The 20282-nt window shown below is 54.8% G+C and carries 27 protein-coding genes and 1 pseudogene; 18 read left to right on the top strand and 10 right to left on the bottom strand.

The annotated features are described in order from the left end of the window. The first annotated feature begins 87 nt into the window (after nt 1–87). The 3 genes from plzR to grxD all read left to right on the top strand — a co-directional run bounded on the left by plzR (nt 88) and on the right by grxD (nt 3057). A complete protein-coding gene (plzR, locus tag AC1RQB_RS22605; protein WP_008069494.1) occupies nt 88–378 on the top strand; it encodes a PlzR type 4 pili assembly inhibitor in 291 nt (96 codons plus the stop codon). Between the two features lie 134 nt (nt 379–512). Beyond that, nucleotides 513–2618 carry a molybdopterin oxidoreductase family protein gene (locus AC1RQB_RS22600; RefSeq protein WP_063341400.1) on the top strand — a complete coding sequence of 702 codons (2106 nt, stop codon included), beginning with the start codon at nt 513–515 and terminating at the stop codon, nt 2616–2618. A gap of 97 nt (nt 2619–2715) precedes the next feature. Then, on the top strand, nt 2716–3057 hold the full coding sequence (gene grxD / locus AC1RQB_RS22595; RefSeq protein ID WP_007898513.1) for a Grx4 family monothiol glutaredoxin: 342 nt from the start codon (nt 2716–2718) through the stop codon (nt 3055–3057). A 197-nt stretch (nt 3058–3254) separates the two neighbouring features. On the opposite strand, the gene bfr is transcribed toward grxD, so the two are convergent. Continuing rightward, nucleotides 3255–3728: a bacterioferritin gene (gene bfr / locus AC1RQB_RS22590; RefSeq protein ID WP_063341399.1), complete on the bottom strand. Its 474-nt coding sequence runs from the start codon at nt 3726–3728 to the stop codon at nt 3255–3257. Nucleotides 3729–4044: 316 nt separating this feature from the next. Here bfr and AC1RQB_RS22585 point away from each other — a divergent pair, with 316 nt between their 5' ends. The 12 genes from AC1RQB_RS22585 to AC1RQB_RS22530 all read left to right on the top strand — a co-directional run bounded on the left by AC1RQB_RS22585 (nt 4045) and on the right by AC1RQB_RS22530 (nt 13036). Next, nucleotides 4045–5295, top strand: a complete 1251-nt coding sequence (locus tag AC1RQB_RS22585) for a tyrosine-type recombinase/integrase (RefSeq protein WP_063341398.1) — start codon at nt 4045–4047, stop codon at nt 5293–5295. A gap of 274 nt (nt 5296–5569) precedes the next feature. Continuing rightward, on the top strand, nt 5570–5758 hold the full coding sequence (locus tag AC1RQB_RS22580) for a helix-turn-helix domain-containing protein (RefSeq protein ID WP_063341397.1): 189 nt from the start codon (nt 5570–5572) through the stop codon (nt 5756–5758). Nucleotides 5759–5933: 175 nt separating this feature from the next. Beyond that, complete coding sequence (locus AC1RQB_RS22575) at nt 5934–7415, top strand: AAA family ATPase (RefSeq protein ID WP_063341396.1); 1482 nt, start codon at nt 5934–5936, stop codon at nt 7413–7415. Between the two features lie 239 nt (nt 7416–7654). After that, nucleotides 7655–7972, top strand: a complete 318-nt coding sequence (locus tag AC1RQB_RS22570; protein WP_131815981.1) for a hypothetical protein — start codon at nt 7655–7657, stop codon at nt 7970–7972. A gap of 672 nt (nt 7973–8644) precedes the next feature. Beyond that, nucleotides 8645–8995, top strand: a complete 351-nt coding sequence (locus AC1RQB_RS22565; RefSeq protein WP_063341395.1) for a hypothetical protein — start codon at nt 8645–8647, stop codon at nt 8993–8995. 88 nt (nt 8996–9083) lie between these two features. Beyond that, nucleotides 9084–9551 (top strand): hypothetical protein, encoded by a 468-nt coding sequence (locus AC1RQB_RS22560; RefSeq protein WP_063341394.1) that lies wholly within the window; start codon nt 9084–9086, stop codon nt 9549–9551. A gap of 4 nt (nt 9552–9555) precedes the next feature. Beyond that, entirely contained in the window at nt 9556–10029 is a 474-nt protein-coding gene (locus tag AC1RQB_RS22555; RefSeq protein WP_063341393.1) for a hypothetical protein, read from the top strand. After that, nucleotides 10030–10368: a hypothetical protein gene (locus tag AC1RQB_RS22550; protein ID WP_063341392.1), complete on the top strand. Its 339-nt coding sequence runs from the start codon at nt 10030–10032 to the stop codon at nt 10366–10368. Continuing rightward, nucleotides 10365–11321, top strand: a complete 957-nt coding sequence (locus tag AC1RQB_RS22545) for a hypothetical protein (protein WP_063341391.1) — start codon at nt 10365–10367, stop codon at nt 11319–11321. The genes AC1RQB_RS22550 and AC1RQB_RS22545 overlap by 4 nt, the downstream gene beginning before the upstream one ends. A 104-nt stretch (nt 11322–11425) precedes the next feature. Then, nucleotides 11426–11614: a hypothetical protein gene (locus AC1RQB_RS22540; protein ID WP_063341390.1), complete on the top strand. Its 189-nt coding sequence runs from the start codon at nt 11426–11428 to the stop codon at nt 11612–11614. After that, nucleotides 11611–12195 carry a hypothetical protein gene (locus tag AC1RQB_RS22535; RefSeq protein WP_063341389.1) on the top strand — a complete coding sequence of 195 codons (585 nt, stop codon included), beginning with the start codon at nt 11611–11613 and terminating at the stop codon, nt 12193–12195. The genes AC1RQB_RS22540 and AC1RQB_RS22535 overlap by 4 nt, the downstream gene beginning before the upstream one ends. 184 nt (nt 12196–12379) lie before the next feature. Then, the gene (locus AC1RQB_RS22530; protein ID WP_063341387.1) at nt 12380–13036 is read left to right on the top strand and encodes a hypothetical protein; all 657 of its coding nucleotides are present in this window, start codon (nt 12380–12382) and stop codon (nt 13034–13036) included. Here AC1RQB_RS22530 and AC1RQB_RS22525 read toward each other — a convergent pair. The 5 genes and pseudogenes from AC1RQB_RS22525 to AC1RQB_RS22505 all read right to left on the bottom strand — a co-directional run bounded on the left by AC1RQB_RS22525 (nt 13033) and on the right by AC1RQB_RS22505 (nt 14872). Continuing rightward, a complete protein-coding gene (locus AC1RQB_RS22525) occupies nt 13033–13215 on the bottom strand; it encodes a hypothetical protein (protein WP_063341386.1) in 183 nt (60 codons plus the stop codon). The two genes, AC1RQB_RS22530 and AC1RQB_RS22525, sit on opposite strands and share 4 nt — an antisense overlap. 124 nt (nt 13216–13339) lie before the next feature. Then, nucleotides 13340–13550: pseudogene (locus tag AC1RQB_RS22520) on the bottom strand (hypothetical protein). 33 nt (nt 13551–13583) lie between these two features. After that, nucleotides 13584–13787, bottom strand: a complete 204-nt coding sequence (locus tag AC1RQB_RS22515; protein WP_063341385.1) for a hypothetical protein — start codon at nt 13785–13787, stop codon at nt 13584–13586. Between the two features lie 296 nt (nt 13788–14083). Then, nucleotides 14084–14350: a hypothetical protein gene (locus AC1RQB_RS22510; RefSeq protein ID WP_063341383.1), complete on the bottom strand. Its 267-nt coding sequence runs from the start codon at nt 14348–14350 to the stop codon at nt 14084–14086. 93 nt (nt 14351–14443) lie between these two features. Beyond that, entirely contained in the window at nt 14444–14872 is a 429-nt protein-coding gene (locus AC1RQB_RS22505; RefSeq protein ID WP_063341382.1) for a HEPN family nuclease, read from the bottom strand. Between the two features lie 183 nt (nt 14873–15055). Between AC1RQB_RS22505 and AC1RQB_RS22500 the strand changes: the two genes are divergently transcribed. Beyond that, nucleotides 15056–15670, top strand: coding sequence for a hypothetical protein (locus tag AC1RQB_RS22500; RefSeq protein ID WP_063341381.1), 615 nt, complete (start codon nt 15056–15058; stop codon nt 15668–15670). A 47-nt stretch (nt 15671–15717) separates the two neighbouring features. Here the strand turns inward: AC1RQB_RS22500 and AC1RQB_RS22495 are convergent, their stop codons facing one another. Continuing rightward, nucleotides 15718–15918 carry a hypothetical protein gene (locus tag AC1RQB_RS22495; protein ID WP_063341380.1) on the bottom strand — a complete coding sequence of 67 codons (201 nt, stop codon included), beginning with the start codon at nt 15916–15918 and terminating at the stop codon, nt 15718–15720. Between the two features lie 234 nt (nt 15919–16152). Next, complete coding sequence (locus AC1RQB_RS22490; protein WP_063341379.1) at nt 16153–16371, bottom strand: bacterioferritin-associated ferredoxin; 219 nt, start codon at nt 16369–16371, stop codon at nt 16153–16155. A gap of 325 nt (nt 16372–16696) precedes the next feature. Between AC1RQB_RS22490 and AC1RQB_RS22485 the strand changes: the two genes are divergently transcribed. Continuing rightward, nucleotides 16697–17299, top strand: a complete 603-nt coding sequence (locus AC1RQB_RS22485; protein WP_007898510.1) for a peroxiredoxin — start codon at nt 16697–16699, stop codon at nt 17297–17299. Between the two features lie 116 nt (nt 17300–17415). Here the strand turns inward: AC1RQB_RS22485 and rnt are convergent, their stop codons facing one another. Next, entirely contained in the window at nt 17416–18093 is a 678-nt protein-coding gene (rnt, locus tag AC1RQB_RS22480) for a ribonuclease T (protein WP_008069497.1), read from the bottom strand. Then, nucleotides 18090–19136 (bottom strand): dihydroorotase, encoded by a 1047-nt coding sequence (pyrC, locus tag AC1RQB_RS22475; RefSeq protein ID WP_063341378.1) that lies wholly within the window; start codon nt 19134–19136, stop codon nt 18090–18092. The genes rnt and pyrC overlap by 4 nt, the downstream gene beginning before the upstream one ends. Before the next feature lie 157 nt (nt 19137–19293). On the opposite strand from pyrC, the gene AC1RQB_RS22470 reads away from it, so the two are divergent. Continuing rightward, nucleotides 19294–20202 (top strand): flagellar protein MotY, encoded by a 909-nt coding sequence (locus tag AC1RQB_RS22470; RefSeq protein ID WP_063343886.1) that lies wholly within the window; start codon nt 19294–19296, stop codon nt 20200–20202. The last annotated feature ends 80 nt before the right edge of the window (nt 20203–20282 follow it).

Raw genomic sequence — 20282 nt, 5'->3', positions numbered from 1 at the left:
GCGGGCAATGTGTCTTGTCCGAAACATTTGCTAAAGCAAAGTGCTGCGTTATAACTAAGGCACGAGCGACGCAGGAAGCCATCTGGAATGGAATCGAAAGAACAGCTGTTAATGGAATTACTCGGGCTTACGGCCCGCTCTCTGACTCACCTCACCGCTTCCATGACCTCGATGTCTTTCGAGTTGTTGCGCAGTGAAGACGAAGTCACGAAAGCGGCTGGCCGGCGCATGATTGACCGCATGGCCACCATCAGCGCCGGGCTCGACGAACATTGGCGACTGATCGGCGAGCTCACCGGCGTGCATGTTGCCCATGAGCAGATCGAAACCATCGAGGAGATCCAGTTGCAGGCGCCGCCGAGTCTGCCGTCGAACTGATCCCTTGCTGCCATTGGCTGGCCTGATGGCCGCCGATTCACAAGACGAACGTCGCTGGCCAAGGGGTGAGTCGCGCGCCATAGTTTTGTTCCCGCGGCCGATCTTGCCCGCCCAGAACAAAACAGAGACTGGCCATGACCAAGACTCTCCATCACCGTGCGTGCCACCTGTGTGAAGCCATCTGCGGCCTGACCATCGAAACCACCGAGGTCGAAGGCGGCGTACAGATCACCTCGATCAAGGGTGATCCACAGGACACTTTCAGCCGTGGGCACATCTGCCCCAAAGCAGTTGCCCTGCAAGACATTCAGAACGATCCGGATCGCCTGCGTCAGCCGATGCGGCGAACAGGCAGCGAATGGCAGCCTATGGAGTGGGAAGACGCTTTCAGCCTTGTAGCCGAACGCCTGGCGGCGATCCAGGAGCGTCACGGGCAGAACGCGGTGGCGGTCTATCAGGGCAATCCCAGCGTGCACAACTACGGGTTGATGACCCACAGCAATTATTTCCTCGGCCTGCTGAGAACCCGCAACCGGTTTTCCGCGACGTCGGTCGATCAGTTGCCCCATCACCTCACCAGTCATTTGATGTATGGCCACGGCTTGTTGCTGCCGATCCCGGACATCGATCACACCGATTTCATGCTGATCCTGGGCGGCAATCCACTGGCCTCCAACGGCAGCATCATGACCGTGCCGGATGTGGAGAAGCGCCTCAAGGCGATTCAGGCCCGGGGCGGCAAAGTGGTGGTGGTTGATCCGCGTCGCAGCGAGACGGCGGCGATGGCTGATCAGCATCTGTTCGTGCGTCCCGGTGGTGATGCGGCTCTGTTGTTCGGGCTGCTCAATACCTTGTTCGCTGAAAGTCTGACCCGCGACAGTCATTTGCCGGTCGATGGCCTGGATGAGGTGCGTGAAGCGATCGCAGGGTTCACCGCCGAGGCCATGAGCCCGCTGTGCGCGGTGCCCGCCGAGCAGATCCGCCAACTGGCACGGGACTTCGCGGCAGCGCCGACAGCGGTCTGCTACGGGCGCATGGGGGTTTCGACCCAGGCTTTCGGCACCCTGTGCCATTGGCTGGTGCAACTGATCAATCTGGTCACCGGCAACCTCGACCGGGTGGGCGGTGCGTTGTGCACCGAGCCTGCGGTGGATCTGGTGGCATCGACCTCGGGCGGTCATTTCAACCGGTGGCAGAGCCGCGTGTCCGGGCGTCCGGAATACGCGGGAGAGCTGCCGGTATCGGCGCTGGCCGAAGAGATGCTCACCGAAGGGGAAGGGCAGGTCCGCGCGCTGATCACCGTGGCGGGTAATCCGGTGCTGTCCACGCCCAATGGCCGGCAACTGGAGCAGGCGCTGGACGGATTGGAGTTCATGGTCAGCGTTGACCTGTACATCAATGAAACCACGCGTTATGCCGACCTGATCCTGCCGTCGACTTCGGCGCTGGAAAACGATCACTACGACACCACGTTCAACATGTTCGCGGTGCGCAACGTCACCCGCTTCAACCGGGCGATCCTCGCCAAGCCCGAAGGCGCGCTGCATGACTGGGAAATTTTCGTGGGGCTGGCCAAAGCCTTTGCGGCCAGGACCGGCAAGGAACTTAAACCGACCATCGCGCCGGCGCAGATGATCGACCGCGGGCTGCGGATGGGCCTGTATGGCGACGCAACGGAACACAAACTGTCATTGGCGACCCTGTTCGATCATCCTCACGGTATCGATCTGGGCGCGCTCAAACCCAACCTGGCGCCACGCCTGAAGACCGCCAATCAGCGAGTCCAGGCAGCGCCTGTCGAGATCCTTGCCGACCTGGCGCGCTTCGCGGCGCTACAAGCACCGGCTGCCGATGAGCTGCTGATGATCGGTCGCCGCCATGTGCGCAGCAACAACTCATGGATGCACAACTATCACCGTCTGGTGAAGGGCAAACCGCGCCATCAACTGCTGATGAACCCGGATGACCTGGCCAGCCGCGGGCTCCACGATGGGCAGCGAGTGCGCGTCAGTTCGCGGGTCGGGGTGATCGAGGTTGAAGTGGTCGCCAGCCTGGATATGATGAAAGGTGTGGTCAGCCTTCCTCACGGTTGGGGTCATGCGCGACCGGGTGTGCAGATGACGATTGCCAGCGCTCAACCCGGCTCCAGCGCCAATGACCTGACTGACGAATGTCAGCTCGATGAGTTGTCGGGTAATGCGGCGTTGAACGGCGTGCCGGTGACCGTGGCGGCGGCATGAACATGACTGTCGGGGAGGCCGAGCATGGCGCTCGGGTTTCCGTTACAATGCGCCACCGTGCCGACCACTGAGTCGGAAAGTTCAGCCGAGGTGCTCCATGGATATCATCGAAACGATTAAAGAGCAGATTGCCAACAACACCATTCTGCTTTACATGAAAGGCTCGCCGAATGCCCCACAGTGTGGGTTCTCCGCGAAAGCCGCTCAGGCTGTAATGGCCTGTGGCGAAAAGTTTGCCTATGTGGACATCCTGCAGAACCCGGAAATCCGCGCCAACCTGCCAAAGTACGCCAACTGGCCAACCTTCCCGCAACTGTGGGTCGGTGGTGAGCTGGTCGGCGGTAGCGACATCATGACTGAAATGGCTGCTGATGGTTCGTTGCAAGCGACGATCAAAGCCGCTGTTGAAGCTGCTGCGGCCAACAAGACCGACGCCTGATTCGCTGTTTGTGGGAGCGGGCTTGCTCGCGAAGGCGGTATGACATTCAACAGATAAGTTGACTGACCTACCGTTTTCGCGAGCAAGCCCGCTCCCACATTTGTTCCAGGGTGAGCCTGAAGTTCGGTCATTAAAAAGCCCCGCCTCTATAAAAGAGAGCGGGGCTTTTTATTGCATCGCGATTAGCGGCGTAGCATTTACTCTTCGCCCATCTGCGACTGCAGATAGTTCTCAAGACCGACTTTATCGATCAGGCCCAGTTGGGTTTCCAGCCAGTCGATATGTTCTTCTTCGGATTCAAGAATGTCTTCGAGCAGTTCACGGCTACCGAAGTCGCCGACAGTTTCGCAATGAGCGATAGCGACTTTCAGATCGGCATGGCCGTCGCGCTCGATCTTCAAGTCACACTCAAGCATTTCCTTGGTGTGTTCGCCGATGTTCAGCTTGCCCAGGTCCTGGACGTTCGGCAGGCCTTCAAGGAACAGGATGCGCTTGATCAGCTTGTCGGCGTGCTTCATCTCGTCGATGGATTCGTGGTACTCGTGCTTGCCGAGCTTGTTCAGGCCCCAATCTTCATACATGCGTGCATGCAAAAAGTATTGGTTGATCGCGACCAGCTCATTGGCAAGGATCTTGTTGAGATGCTGGATGACTGTAACGTCGCCTTTCATGATGGGGTCCTGCCCTGAGTAGCTGTCTATAAGGCAGAGTTTGAGCCGCGTAATTAAGAGTGTCAAACCTAAGTTATTGAAACTTAAATGAAAATTAATCGGAATAAGAATGTTTTTGTTCCGCGTCTAGAGCCTAAGCGATTGATTTCCAGACATAAAAAAACCGGACATCAAGTCCGAGGGGGCACTGTTTACCGCTGGTTACCACAGCTTAATAAACCTATATGTGATAAGTGCTTAGGCTTTATGGGGTTACACTGAAATTACCGGGGTTACACCGAAACCATCACCCCGGCGTAACCCCGGAGGCCAGACGATGGACACCACATTCAGCTTCACCAAGGGCGCGCTGGACAGTTTGCCGCTACCTGAAGGCGAGAAGCGCGATGTTTATTACGACGAACGGCAACCCGGCTTACAGCTACGGGTTACTGCCAGCGGTGTCAAAACTTTCAGTGTGTTTGCCCGCGTGGCCGGTGGTAATCCCACCAGAGTGACTATCGGTAAATACCCGGCCATTACACCGGAGGTTGCCCGTAAGAAAACCAAAGAAATCATCGCCCAGATGGCTGTTGGTGTGGACCCCAACGCGGAAGCGCGGGCCAGCAAGGTGCAGCCCCTGACCTTGGCTGCTGCCGTGGCCGAGTACGTCGAGCAACAGACCCGTGAAGACGACAAGCTGCCGCTTAAGCCACGCACCAAGGCTGATTATCTGGCGATGGTCAAACCTAGTCGGGTGACGGCGAAGGGCAAACCCACCAAGGGCGGACTGCTGCGCAAGCTGGCGAAAAAACCCATCCATGAAATCAGCGCCGACGACATCAAGGCAGTGAATACGGACAATAAAGCTCAGCGCGGTGAGCGCCAAGCGGCTTATGCGATGCAGGTGCTAAAGGCCGTTTTGAATTTTTATGGCGTCAAGGTCAAGGACAGCCCGTTTAGTCTGGAAACAGCCAAGGCAGGGCGTGTGGTGATCCCCAAGACGCGAGCCGCAGACGACACTCCTGTGACCGAGTTGCTGAAAAACCTCGGTCCATTCTGGCGGGAGTTAAGCGCGATACAGTCACCCGCAGGAGACTATTTGAAGTTCCTACTGTTGACCGGCACCCGGCCAGCCGAGCCACTTCAGGTGCCGGTAACTGACTGCAATTTAGTCGCGGGGAAGGTGCTGCTGCGTGACACCAAGACCCGTACCGATCACACGTTGCTGCTTTCCACTCAGGCCTTGGCTATCGTCCAGCGGCAGGCTGAGGGCAAGGCACCGGGTGAACGGTTATTTGCGATCAGCAACGTAGATGCGCACGCCGCAGCACATGAGTTGGTGGCCGCGACTGGTTTAACGTTTACGCCTAAAACCTTGCGCGCCGTGTTCGCGTCCATTGCCAGTGAATTGGTGAGCGTTAACACCTACAAAAGAATTATGAATCGCGGTAAAAAAGGCGACACGGACGATAAAAATTACATTAAACGATTGGAGCCCCAACTGCGTGCAGGCTGGCAAGCGGTGGGAGATTTTGTTGATTCTAGTGCCGCCGATAACGTGGTGCCACTATTTAAATTAAACTAAAACTAAAGGCCCTTCGGGGCCTTTTATATATCTAGCACCACCAATATTTAGATTGAATTAAAACGATTTAACCACTCGGCGCTTCTCTCCCTATACCGACCAGTGGTTAAAGCCAGACTTTTCAATAGTTTGCCCAATAATTCTTGTATCACCAAAATACAACTAAGGCTAATACAACTTTTGCCCAGTATTGCTGGTTTGTTTTATTGCGCATATCCTTGCTTCACCACCCCTACTGAAGTTCAACGGGGTTTGTGAAAGAGGGTTTTCGACCATGCAAGACGAACGTCTGCCACATAAGGAATCGGCTGCTTATCTCGGCATCACCAGCGACACTCTCAATGTTTGGCGCTGCGAAAAACGTTATCCCATTCCTTATATAAAAGTCGGTTCAAAGGTTTTCTACTGGAAACGGGATCTGGATGCCTTTCTGGAAAGTCGGACTGTGCGGGAAGAGGTGTAAACATGGCCAAGTTCTTGCCGACCCTTGATGGTGATTACACGAAACTATTAGGAAGCGGGAATAAAAAAGCCTTTCGGTGAAGGCTTACCGAAAGGCTTTAGAGGTTTGGTGATGATGAGGCCACCGAGGTCAAATATATACCCTCGGTTGCCTACTTTGCAACACGGGGAGTTATATGGACGGCTCTACAGAAGTATCCAACACGGTTCTGATCCTGAACCCTGAAAGTGTTGATCGGTCCGCATTTTCCGACAAGCTGGCGAGGGGCTGGAAGATCGACGACTACAAGAATCTGGCGGCGGGCAAACCCACACCATGGATGCCCCCCAAGGCGACCGGGGACGACTTCAGTTATGCCTACGCGCTGACCCTGCACCGGCGGTTGCACTGCACTCCCGATGAGATTGCACTAGGGCTGATGAACTACGAACACGGTAACTATGCGCGCCGTGACGAACAAGAGTACGTCACTGACATTGTGCGCAAGGTGATTGCACCAAATGGAAAAGAGCCTGACGCGCCCGACCTGCCCAACTGGCAAAACCTGACTCGCGAAGCCGGCAAGACGACCGACGACGACATGCACAAGGTTGACCCGCCGTGGCCGCATGTCGCCGGACCGTCGCGGCCTATGGGGAACCTGACCATATTAGCCGGCCCCGGTGGTGTCGGTAAAAGCACAGAAGCACTGCATCAAGGGTTATGTATTGCAGCGGGTCTGAAATACCGGGGGGTGGATACCATCAAAGGCATTTCCCTTTTCGTCTCTTGCGAGGATAGCCGGCGAATCATCAAGTCGCGCATGCAAGCGTGGCTTGGAAGAATACCCGAGGATATTCGCCCGCAAGTCAAAGCGGACATAAAGGAAAACTTTTTTTTCTTCGGCAATGACGAAGTAGGGGGGATGCAGGTGACGATCAAAGAATTCACCAAATGCGCGCCAAGTCGTGAAGCCATCGAAACGCTTGTAAAAATCAGCGAGGGTGCCGTCTCGTTATTGGTCGAAACCGTCGCCATGCTCAACGGTGGCGATGAAATGAACTCTGACCTGATGCAAGTGGCACTGGCCTTTAAGGAAGTCGCGCAGCGCACCGGTGCCAATGTGCAAGGTGTTCACCATGTCACCAAAGAATCTGTATCGAAATACCCGCCAACACTTCAATCATTGCGGGGCGGTGGTTCTTTGGGTGATGCAGCCCGTGGGGTGGTGATCATGGTCGAGCTGCCCGATAACCAATATTCGAAATTACATATCACGAAAATCCATGACGCGCCGGTGTTCGCCGTGTGGAACGTCAAGGCCAGCTATTTACCAACACACCCACCGTTTTATCTCCGTCGCCTGCCTGGGCCTGTCTATGAGTTGGTTGACGGTGCCAGCGAGGCCAAGGGGTCAGAGGCAGCACAAGCGCGCTTGTTGCAGTACATGCGCAAACCCGAGAACGTAGAAGGTTTGTCACTGCGGCAGATGCAGGACGACTGCCTGAAAATGATGATCGAAAGACGCGACATTGAGAGCGTGCTGGCTTCGCTGGATGGTAAGGGGATCAAGGCCGTCAGTTCCAAAACCAAAGGAAGGTCCGGGCCAGAACACAGCGTTTGGGTTCTAGATGAGAAAGAATCTCGGGCGCAATCAAAAAGTCAATTAATGGCTTAAAGGCGTGTGTGACTGCGCCAATACACCGGCGCAATAGGCAAGGCCCTATCTCAAGGGTTTCAGCTGGTTCTTAGGGCATTGCGCCAATTGATTCTAAGGCTGGCGCAATCATGTACAGCAAACGGCAGCGAGGCATTGCGCCGAGCGTAGTGTTCCTTAGGGGCGCAATCTTTTGGCGCAATCCTTTTGGATGGTGAAAATTGGCCAAAATGACGCGCTCTTTTTAGAGGGATGGTGAAATGAAAACAGGAACCAAGCTGGCGCACCCAAGCCAGTGTCGCGAGATTATCAGTCCCGCCGATCTGGATCGTTATCTGGCGCAGGGCTGGTGTGAGTTGAAGAAACCAGTTTCGGGACTCGCAATTCGGCAACGTCAATTTAGGCGCCAGCGTAAGGAGTTAGGATTTAAACGCGTTACCGCATTTTTACCGGTGGAATTGTTTGATGAATTAATGGCGTTAAAAAAACCAAATGAAACTACGGCTGAATTAATAGTTCGGTTATTGCAGTTACTGCGCCTGTCTGATGAAAGCCCATATGACGGACACACAGAGTAGAAGAAATGTGGAAACGGTCTTTCCAGATTAAGGCACGCCGTCGTGAGGGTTGTTGTTTTAGATTGGCGTGGGTCAGGTTAATGAAATCAGTGGAACCGCTTGTGCTGGTGCACGGCATTGTTCGCGGACCAGATAACACGCGCGTCTCTCACGCATGGCTTGTGGGAGACGATTTTTACTATGACCCGGTGCTGGATCGCTTTTTTACTCTGGGTGAATACAACATGGTTTTGCGGCAGAAGTGCTAAGGGTTTACACGAAGGACGAAGCGGCAGTGCTGGTGCTCACGAAACACCATTACGGCCCATGGTAAAAAACCACGAAACGGACCATCAGTCCGCTGTTTAAAGGCACGAAAGCCTTGTGATAGAGCGGTTATGTGGGTTTGGGGTTACATGGGGTACACCGAAGGGGTCAAAAGCCGCATGTGAGGCGCCTAGGGTCGCCGTAGGCGGTAGGCACTAAAAGACCATTGGCATGGTGCGAAAACAGCCCATACGCAGCCACGCGGGCCAGCTTGAGGCAACTTAGAAGGGTAAACGACATGGTAATCACAAAAATCAGGACGATTCTCGATCTTTGGGACCGTTCTTACGACCTCAAGCCCTACCAGCCACCCGGCCACAAAGTCTTCAATGGTTATAGGCAACGCAATAAAGGGGGTAAATGGTTATGAAAACCACGATTGACTCTACCGGGCTCGACGACCAGAACCGTGCACGTCGTCTGCCACCTGACTTGCTGCACCGTACGAACGTCTTGCTGGATGAACTTGAACGCCTGCGCGCTTCCAAGCCCGACGACGCCCACGCTCGCCAATGCCGCACCGATAGCATCGAGCAGCTGGTGTTACTTGCGCTGGACAACGATTCACTGCGTGTCGCCCTCCTGGCCGTCGCACCCTGCTATCGGGTAGCCAAGGTCCGGCATCACCTGCGCGACAACATGTCCCGCTACAACATCACCAAACCGCCACATCCGGACACTATTCGAGCAATATTGCGTAAACATAAGTGGTTGTGACCACAACCAACTTCGTTAATACCCTGCTCCCATTGCGCCAACAACCGATAGGCATATGCTCCGATTAAACCAACCGGAGTACCAACTCATGTCTGCTGTCACCAACATCGAAGTCAAGAAAGTTATCCCGCCACTGCCACCAAGTTCATTGATGTTCGAAGACGCGCGGGTGGTGCGGCACGTCGCCTTTGTTGATCGTAACACCGACCCTGAACTGATCCTTGAATCCCGATTCTGGATCAATGTCGCCCAGCGCCTGACACCGCTGGCGCGCATCTTGGTTGTATGGGATGACAGAAGTCGTATGTGCGAGCTAATGGTTACCGAGGCTTCACAGTCGTTCGTGTCTGTATTGCTGCTCTCGCATACTAAGTTGCCAGGAATCATTTCCGACGGCTCCGAAGCACTGGTTAATTTCGAAATTTTCTACAGTCAACTGGACGGGTATTGTGCCCGTCGGTTATCTGATTCAGTACTGTTGGTGCAGGGTGCAAGTTCGAAAGAAAAGTGCGTCGAAGAACTTAAAAGTCACCCCGCCTTCCAAGCCGAAGAATAGTCTCATGGACAACAACGAGATATTCCGCAAACTCCAGAACCTCGCTCGACAAGTGCAAGCAGTTCGCATGCCGCTTGACCGGTTAGTTGAACTGGCGTGGCGTGGTGAGAAACCCGATAAAGCGGCCATTATCCACGTACTGCGCACGGCAAATGCCCAACGCGAGTTGTTACTTGATTGGGAAACGAATTTATATCGGCACGTCACCGGGCAATTTGTCTTGGTGTGCACGGCACTGCCTGATAATGCCAATGATGCCCAGCAACTGACATCGCGCCGTTTGCTTAACAGCCGAGAGGCTTGCAGCTTTTGTGGCTTAGTGGAAGGTGGCTATGCGCCGATTGAATTAACGTTAGCCACTAATCCGGTGGGGATTCCAATACCGGGAGAGCGTGTGCATCCACGCTGTGCCCTAAGTTGGCAGCGCTTGCAGCTGATTGCCCAAACTCAAACACCGAAAAAAGCGAGTTTACTTTAAATGACTCTGTTAGCGGCTTTAATCAAAGCAGTGCAGTCACTGCCCAACGCCGCGCACGTCATAAAACAAATCAAGAGGAACAAAACGATGTCTCTTACCCAAACAATCGTTGCCGCAATCTATAAAATTTCGGAAGAAGGCTACACCGCCGAACAGCCAAAGCTGATTGAAAAAATCATGGACGTGGCAGAACTCCATTGTGAATTACCCGAAGATACTTTTAGGGCCATCCAATCGCGCCTGAGTAGTATGCCGCCCTTGCTGGAAAAATTGGGCGTGGCATTTACCATGCAACCCGGCGACTGGGGTCTGTGCAGCCTGCGGATGATTAAGCCATGAGTAACGACATCGACACACTCAGCGCGGGTGAGTTACAACCCTATGACCCAGGTATGCCAACGCTGGCACCGTTAAGCCCGTCACCGGATAACTGGGGCCACCCGGATGTACTGACCAATCGCGAGATTGCAGAGTACCAACGTCAGCCCCAAGGCCCGACGCTATTCGGTAGTCCTTTGCCACAAGGGACTACCCAGCAACAAGTTGACCAACTGCTAGCCCAGCTGGGTGGCTCTTTCATGCATGACCTCGGCGCTCTTGGTTATCCGCCAGCCTACATTAACGCGACCATTCAATTCTTTACGGAGAATGCCACCAAGCCGCTGCAACAAGTAACCCGCCGCCATAACTTCAACCTCCATGGTCAAGATGATGGGCTTGGAAACGCCTTTGGCAACATGGTGGCTCAACTGTCCGGCACTCAAAAAGCCAGACAAAGTTTCGTCACTACCGCTATTCAATGGCTCGCCAAAGTCAGCCAGAAGCTATTAGGTCAACAACACGTTCCGACAGCGCACGGAAGCGCACCTAATTCCGCTGAGGGTCTTCTCGGCCAACTCTCCGAGGCTGATTACAATCGTGTCGTGGAGATCAACAATCAGGCCCAAGCCAAAACAATGAATTACCTCGCAGCAAAATACGGGCAATATTCCGTTAAAGAAGTGATTCGTATCGCCAACGATTATTTAGTCCACCTTCCTGAAAAAGAAAGAGAGCACTTCGATCAGTTTTCCACTGGCTGGGTTCACATGATGAACACGCCGGAAACTATCGATTTCTTGTATAACGCGGCGATTGGTGCCAACAACATTCCCCAAGATGGCGCGGGACTAGCACGGGAGCTTGCAGAGTTTGAGGCCATGTTGAGGATCCCAAGCGAGCGCAAGAAGTATCTTAACGACCCCCAGCTGCAAGCCCGTTATCGGCAATTGCTCACACTTAGGGACGGCTAACATGAAACCCGCCAATGTGAGAAAGATCGACAAGCAAATCGCTAAAGAGCAACGCCGTTTCGAAAAACGCCAGAAGGTTCGTAAACCCAAAGAGGGTAAATAAAATGTCCGACTACATCTCAGGCAGTGCGCCGCTTCTTCTTGCGGCTCGTGAAGCCGCTGCACGGTTGGAGCTAAGAGGAGACGCTCCAGAGTTGCTGGCTAAGATCAACGCTCTATTGGCGTTGCACGGTCTACATGGTGGCCAGCAAATCACCTTGACCAGACTTTTGGAACAGGTTGGTGACTTGTGAGCGCAAAACTGCAACTGCTGCAACGGCGTATGAATTCGTCCACGCCAGAAAAGAACCCCGTAGAGCCCGCCTCCGACGATCTGGCCGCCACAATTGAGCGACTGGTGCAAGAGCGCGTCCGGGAGGAACTGGCGAAACAGCCGAAGCTACCCGCGCCGGTACAGAGGATCGTTGCAAGGCCAAAGCCAGAGACTCTGGACCCCGCTGTTGAGAGGGGGCTGAATCAAGCCGTGCGTGACGGAATCGCCATCGCGTTGCAGGAACGGCAGGCGATTCTGGATGCCCAGCTGGACCGGCAACAACAGGCTCTGGACATGCAGCTGGATATGCAGCGCCAGCAACACGCTCAACAGCTGGATATGCAGCGCCAGCAACACGCTCAACAAATGGATATGCAGCGCCAGTTCGAGGCGCCAGCACCTGTACAAACGACACCAGTGCAGAAGCCCAAGCCCATGCAAGCAACAATCGAGCGCGATGGTGCCGGTCTGATACGCGCCATGGTGGTTAACGGCCAGCGCTTTCTGGCGCAGCGCGATGGTGCCGGGAAACTCATTGGCATAGCGAGCGAGGGTGTGTGATGGCAATCGTCACTTTCAGCAATGACAAAGCTGTGGCCGAGGCTCGCGCCTTGGCGACGACGTTAACTCTCTGGCTACGCGAGCAGGAACCGCCTACGGAGCCCGTCGCCCCCGCCACTGTGAAGTTCACGTACCACGATGACGGTGCCTTGGGGTCGGTCACTGTTACGTTGGACGAACCAAAATGACAACGCGGCCAAAAACTGGTGGGCGCAAGCGCGGCTCCATCGACCGCGAAGAACGAAAAGTCCTCACGGACAAAATGGCCGGGGATCTGATGTGGTGTTACCAGCGGCTAGGAGGCCGGGATTGGTTGCTGAAATTTGCCCAGGACAAACCAGAAGAGTTTTTACGGCAAGGGCTCAGTAGACTTTTCCCAGCGCCACAAAAGGATGACGAGCCGAGCGGTACCTACAACACCCAAATCAACGTCAACAACATGACCGCTGTCGAGGCCGGAATGCGCGTGGCCTATGCTTTGAACCTCGGAATCCAAGCGCAGCGTGAACTCGCACCCGTGGCCGAACGCGTGCCAGAACAGCCGGTGGACATCAGCCCACAGGAAGCTCTGGGCAACTGGCAGCCGACGCCTGAGCCATTGCTCCGACCCGAGCCGGTGGAAGATCCAGCGAAAACCCTTTGGATTGAAGAATTGCCTTTGACTGCTGAACAAAGACGCGACAACGCCGTCGTGCGACAAACCCACGGTGGCAGCCTTGAAAGCTACGCTGGTTCACCTGGAGAACAAGGCGGCACCGTCCAACGTGGTGCATCAAGCCGCAAACCCACAGTCAATGAACTGCACCAGCGTATGCGCAGCCGACGCGATGAGCTGCTTTAGCGGGGTTCAGCAGCGCGAGCTGCTGTATCGTCAGCGTCGAACAATTCCATCTGAGTCGTCGGTGGCACAACCTGGTGGCGCAGGTCCAGCTCGATGATCTGCCCGGTCAGCAGATCAAGGCATGGATGGGCGAGGCCCTTCAAGGCTTCTTGGTCGATGATGACGAAAACGTCTGACATTGCGATGCTCCTAGCCCCTGAGCGGGGGCGATCTTCTCAAGCGCCCTGCAAGTTGATCGTTTCGGCGCTCTGTGAGTGTAGCCCGCCATCGCCAGTGGCAAGCGCCGACCAGCGGGCCAGCAATCTAGGACTGGCGTAGCCGCATAATGGCATCGGTGACGGCTTGTGCATTTTCGTCCAGCGTTTCCATGGCAGTCATGGCGTTATCGGCAACACTCCCTACGCCATTCTCAGATAGCCACTTGGTTATTTCTTCCATCGCTGGCGTGCTGGTTGTGCAGGAGCAATGTCAATGCGTCCGCCGTAGCGATCTTGCTGTCTGAGTTATCGGGCATGGCTGTCGTCCTTGAGGAATGGTGCAGGAAGCCTTATCTAGCGCAAATTTGGCGAACAATGCTTTCAAATTTCTCTTGTGCTTTATAGAAGGCGTCCCGTGCAGCCAGCCAAGCGTCAAGATCCTCAATAGTCGGGGACGCTAGCTCATTCAACAAGTCCCATTGTTTACAATGTTCATCCGAAGCTGCATTTGCTTCATCTCTAGCTTTATCGAGAAACTCTGAGTTGTTCGACATAAATCCTTCCTTGAATTTTAAGTTTTACGTTTTAGGGCAAGTGGGTTTGCAATACCGAGCAATATGAACTGGAGCGCCCAGATTGGCACCATTAGAAACGCGGATATCTCCCATGCGTACGAGTGGAAAAAACCTCTGTCGAATATATTAACAAAAAGTGTTGCGATGGCGGCCAGCCAGAAAACGATTAGCGTTCTTCGGATTATATCTTTCATCCTGTACCTCAGCGGACTGATTCGGATTGGCTAACGTCCCGAGTGAGCGAAGCGAACGACTTGAACCGGTTGTTATGCTTTTTACTCAAGGTAACCACTTAACTGTTCTGCGATCTTTTTAAGCGCTTTTGACTCTTTGTGAAAGGTTACTCTCAATCCATCTTTAGTTGACGCTGTTTCTTTAATGCGCTTTGACACTTTTTCTGGGAGAGCGTTGAAATCGGGAACATAAAATGACCTGCCTTCCTTTATCAGAAGACCATCTTTAATTAGCTTGTCGAAATCGATTGGCTCAGAAAAGGCTTGTGCTGATTTGGCGATTTCTCTTGCCATTTCTTCATCATTCATATGTGGCCTCCGATAAATATAACCGTTTAGCTAAGGGCCCGTTGCGCGCGGCCCCAGAGAGCGTGGCGAACGATTTTAACCAAGTGTTATATGTCATTTCTCCAGCAAATGAGTAAGTAGCTTTCTCATCAGGTTTTTAATTTGATCTGTTGGTATCTTTGCCTCAAAGCCATTTCTATCCGCAAAAAAAAAACCTTCGCATGGCCGGTGATCATTTGGAAAAGGCTCTACCCTGCAATGAGCGACGGAATTTCTTAGACGCTTTATTATCTCTCGCAGGTTTATTTCTTGTGGCTTTTTGTTTGCTCCTGCGTTGATTATGCAGTCTTGGCTAAAGCCCCAGGCTTCTATGTCCTGAAGAGATTTCTCAGGAATTAGATCAGGCATCCTTTCGTTTGGAAAAAATAGAAGCCCGATGAGCCCATTAAGAAGCTGTGTGCTTTCGTACTCGCCTTGGTATGTGTCAACAAGCTCTAGGCTTCTCTGCATGAAAAGTCGTTCAAAATTATTGAAGTAGCTCATACAGCTTCCTCTGGCGCGATGGCGGGAACATGGATAACGGCAAGCCCGACAGCGGTAAAGGTAGCAGGGCATCACCTATTGTCCACAATGACTCAACACCCGTGGCAGAGGCTGTTCATGCCATCCCCTTGGACTGCCGTGACGGCATCGTGCATGCTTATTTTTTAATGTTGGGGTCAGGGCATGTTGGAAAGGGAAATCGTCATCAGATTCACTTGGGCAAGCGTGGTGAGGGCTCTATGTTTATCGCCAGCAGTGGTGATACCCCTCTGCCTCTTGCTTTACTTGCCATGGGGCAGCGCAAACGCCCCAGCTTGGGTTCAGGCTGTCGGCTCTATTGCTGCGATTATTGCTGCGTGGCTGATTCCTTATCAGCACGAGCAGATGCGGGCACGAAAGCAAAAGGAGGACTTGCTTGCCTCTGTTGCTTGGTTGGCATTTCGGGTGAAGAATTCCTTCGATCATATGGCGGGTGTAATCGACAGATCTGAACCTGATGACCGGAACCGTTGGCTGTTTCTGTCACAACCCAACAGTTGGGTAATACATCGGGATGCTGCCCGTGAATTCCCGCTCACGGGTTTTACTAGCGATGAAATAGCCTTGTTGCTTTCTCTCCGCTCCATAACGGAATTTGGTGTGTCATGTGCCGAAACGCTCAGAACGTGGGACTTCGATCACAGCCCACATCTAGCCCACGATTTCCCGCATAACGAAGGGATCGTATTCCACCGGCCACAGATTGATTGGGTTTTGCGCCAGCTCTCGCGGGATGTTCCGCACCAAGACCATGCCTGATGGAATGCACCCCCCGTGCCTGCTTCGCACACGAACTGTTTCATTCGCTACGGGCGGTCCGTCCAGTGCACGCCCTTAGCATTGATCGCGGTGAAGAGTTCGGCCAGACACTTTTTATAAAAGTCCTCCGGTTTTAGCTCTGTATCGAATACCAGATTTTCAAGCCTGACCTTTGCCCATTTCTGGCCGTAGTTGATTTCAAGCTCTGCGGTGCTGCTGTTTATGACTTGCCATCTGACGGTGTCCATGGCTTCGGCGCTCCCAAGCGCGACCCGGTATCTCAGTATAGGGGCGCCCGGCAGTGATTTCCGGCTGGGTTAACCTGCTGTCATCCCTGACCAACGGCAGCGTCACCCCGGAGTAACCCCGACCAGAAACGACAAGGGCCTGCATCGCTGCAAGCCCTTGTTTTTTATCGAATTATTTTGAGTTTCTAGCTATTTATAGTCGGACATCAAGTCCGGTTCTTTGAAATACGGTAGTTATGCGGCGGTAAATTCTGCGGGGTAGGAGATCGCCGCCTGGGCCGATTGCAGTTTGCCCAGGGTTTCACGGACCACTTCCTTGGCAAGGCAGGCGCATTTACCGCATTGGCTGGCAACGCCGGTGGCCTGACGGACTTCCCGATAGCTGCAGCAACCTTCATAGATTGCATCGCGGATTTGACCGTCGGTGACGCCAGTGCAGAGGCAGACATACATAAGTGAAAACCGTCGCTGGTTGTGACTCAATTGCGATGGATCTTAATGTTAACGAGAATGATTGTCAAAGTGGTTTCTGGAAGGTTTTCGTCATAAGGGCATGTGACTGACGAACGGTTTCTTCTCACGTTGTCAGGAGAAAAATATAGCAGCGGTCTTTTTACCTTCCAGGAAAAAAACCATTAAGGCGCTAAGGACAGGTGAAAAACGCGGTGTATGATGGTCGGCCTTTTGCGAAGCAGGTTTGTGTCACAGGGCTGTCGCCCGAGGGTGGCAGGCTGGCATGAACCCTGTTCTTCAACGTTATTACACCAGGAGATATCCAATGAGCGTACTCGTAGGCAAACAAGCCCCTGACTTCACCGTACCGGCCGTACTCGGCAATGGCGAAATCGTAGACAGCTTCACCCTGTCCTCGGCCATCAAAGGCAAATACGGCCTGGTGTTCTTCTACCCACTGGACTTCACCTTCGTTTGCCCGTCCGAGCTGATCGCTCTGGACAACCGCATGTCTGATTTCAAGGCACGCAACGTGGAAGTGGTAGCCGTTTCGATCGACTCGCACTTCACCCACAACGCCTGGCGCAACACCCCGGTCAACAATGGTGGCATCGGCGAAGTTCGCTACACCATGGCGGCCGACCTGAAGCACGAAATCGCCAAGGCCTACGACGTTGAGTCCGAAGGCGGCGTGGCTTTCCGTGGCGCGTTCCTGATCGACGACAAAGGCGTTGTCCGCTCGCAGATCATCAACGACCTGCCGCTGGGCCGTAACATCGAAGAGCTGATCCGTCTGGTCGACGCTCTGCAATTCCACGAAGAGCACGGCGAAGTTTGCCCTGCCAACTGGAAAAAAGGCGACAAAGGCATGACCGCTTCCACCGAAGGTGTTGCGGCTTACCTGACCGAGAACGCTGCTGCGCTGTAAGGCACGTTCGAGGCATAAAAAAACCGGCTGCCAAGGCCGGTTTTTTTATGGGCGGGATAAACCCATGTTCACTTGTGGCGAGGGAGCAAGCTCCCTCGCCACAGATTAGTGATGAATCAGTCGTTGTAGTCTTCCCAGCCGCCCATTTGTTTCCAGCGATTGACGATGCCGCAGAACAGCTCGGCAGTCTTCTCGGTGTCGTAGCGAGCCGAATGAGCCTCGCGACCGTCGAAGTCGATATCGGCTGCCTGACAGGCCTTGGCCAATACGGTTTGACCGTAGGCCAGACCTGCGAGGGTCGCGGTATCGAAGCTGGAAAATGGATGAAACGGGTTACGTTTCATGTCCAGGCGTGCGACAGCAGCGTTGAGGAAGCCCAGATCAAAGCTGCTGTTGTGCCCGACCAGAATCGCCCGTTTGCAGCCGTTGGCTTTCAGGGCCTTGCGGATGCCGCGGAAAATATCAGTCAGCGCTGCTTCTTCACTCACGGCCATGCGCAACGGGTGATCGAGCTTGATCCCGGTGAACTCCAGAGCGGCCGCTTCGATGTTCGCGCCTTCAAATGGCTCGACGCGGAAGAAGTAGGTGTGATCGGGATACACAAAGCCCTTTTCGTCCATGGCGATGGTGGTCGCCGCAATTTCCAGCAGGGCATCGGTGGCCGAATTGAAGCCACCGGTTTCTACGTCGACGACAACCGGCAGGTAACCACGGAATCTGGCAGCCATTGGATGACGAGGACCACCTCCGTTGCCTTGACCGTCCTGTTCGTCGTCGAAATGGTCTTCACTCACGCGTGTTCCTCCAGCAGGCGCCAGCGCAGTTTTTCACCGGCGCGCATCGGGATTACAGTCAGCTCGCCAAACGGCAGGCTGGTTGGGGCGGTCCACTCATCGCGGACCAGGGTGATGCGATCGGTGTTCACCGGCAGGCCGTAGAAGCGCGGGCCGTTGAGGCTGGCGAAGGCTTCGAGCTTGTCCAGCGCGTTGCGCTGTTCAAAGGCTTCGGCATACATCTCGATTGCGGCATAAGCGGTGTAGCAACCGGCACAGCCGCAAGCCGCTTCTTTGGCGTGCTGGGCATGGGGTGCCGAGTCGGTGCCGAGGAAGAACTTGTCGCTGCCACTGGTGGCGGCGTCGAGCAGGGCTTCCTGGTGAGTATTGCGCTTGAGGATCGGCAGGCAATAGAAGTGCGGCCGAATCCCGCCCACCAGCATGTGGTTGCGGTTGTACAGCAGGTGATGCGCGGTGATGGTCGCGCCGACGTTGGCCGAAGCCTCGTTGACGAACTGCACGGCGTCAGCGGTGGTGATGTGTTCGAACACCACTTTGAGGGTCGGGAAGCGCTCGACCACTCGACGCATGTGCTCGTCGATGAAGATTTTTTCGCGATCGAAAACGTCGACATCGCCACGGGTGACTTCACCGTGAACCAACAAGGGCATCCCGACGTCGGCCATGGCCTCGAGTGCAGGGAAAATCTTGTCGATGCTGGTGACGCCAGAGTCCGAGTTGGTGGTCGCGCCGGCCGGGTACAACTTGGCGGCGTGAACGAAACCGCTGGCCTTGGCCTCACGAATTTCTTCGGGCTGGGTGCGGTCGGTCAGGTACAGAACCATCAGCGGTTCGAAACGGCTGCCGGCCGGACGCGCGGCGAGAATCCGCTGGCGATAGCCATTGGCTTCAGCCGCGTTGCGCACCGGCGGTACCAGGTTGGGCATGATGATGGCGCGACCAAAGGTGCGCGCGACATCCGCGACGGTATTGGTCAACACAGCACCATCGCGAAGATGAATATGCCAGTCGTCGGGACGCAGCAGGGTCAGGCGGTCGGACATGAGGGGATTCCAGGCGGGTCGAACTCAGGGGAATGCTACCGGAAAAGACTCTTGCAGGCACTCGCTATCAAGTTTTGCGGCAACCTTCCGATACCCAACAGGTATGCCGTAAATGTGTGTGTCGGTCTTTTTGTTGCACAAGCCAGTGGAGCCTCCCGTGCGCCAGCGTTATTTAGCCTTGCTCAGTGTGTTTGCCAGCCTTCCTGCGATGGCGCTCACTTTCCAGACCCGTCTGGAGAGCATCGAGTGGACGGTCGAAGGTGACAAGTTCGAATGCCGCCTGACTCAACCCATCACCGATTTCGGCTCGGGAGAGTTCGTGCGTCGTGCCGGCGAACAGGCGACATTTCGCTTGAAGGCCTACAACTCGATGATCGGTGGCGGTTCCGCGACCTTGCTGGCGGCCGCTGCGCCATGGCAGCCGGGGCGTGGCGACATCAACCTGGGCTCGGTGCGAATCGGCAGTGGCAACGTGCTGTTCAACAGCTCGCAAGTTCAGGCCGGGCGCCTGATCAGCGGGTTACTGGACGGTCGCAGCCCGGTGGTTCGACACTCCTCGGGCGAGGGGCGGGTATCTGAAGTCCGTCTGCTGCCGGTCAAATTCAGCAAGGCCTACAGTGACTACCAGGGTTGCGTGGCCAAGTTGCTGCCGCAGAATTTCGAGCAGGTGAAGCAATCCGAAGTCGGCTTTCCGGGGGAGGGTATCGATCTTGACGCCCAAGCCAAGGCCCATTTGCAGGTCATGCTGGAATTCATGAAAGCCGATCCGACGGTCAACCACATTGAACTCGATGGCCATTCCGACAACAGCGGCAACCGCCTGACCAACCGCGAACTATCTCGACGCAGGGCGCTGGCCGTGATGGATTTCTTCAAGGCCAATGGTATCCAGGAATCGCAGATCACCCTGCGTTTTCACGGTGAGCGCTATCCTCTGGCACCGAACAACAATGCCGCCAATCGAGCGAAGAACCGCCGGGTTGCCGTACGCCTTGAAAGGGTAGCGCCGACCGAGCAACCGGCGCCTCCAGCCACTGCTTCCGCGGGCAGCGCGAAGACCTCCTGAACCAGCTGAAATCGTCGCTCGCTCGACATAATCTGTCGCTTCGTCGTCATAAGCTGTCGCGCCTCTGTAAATTATCCTGC

Source organism: Pseudomonas sp. GW822-FHT02E03 (genome assembly GCF_058802325.1).
This window is presented reverse-complemented; position numbering and strand designations above follow the sequence as displayed.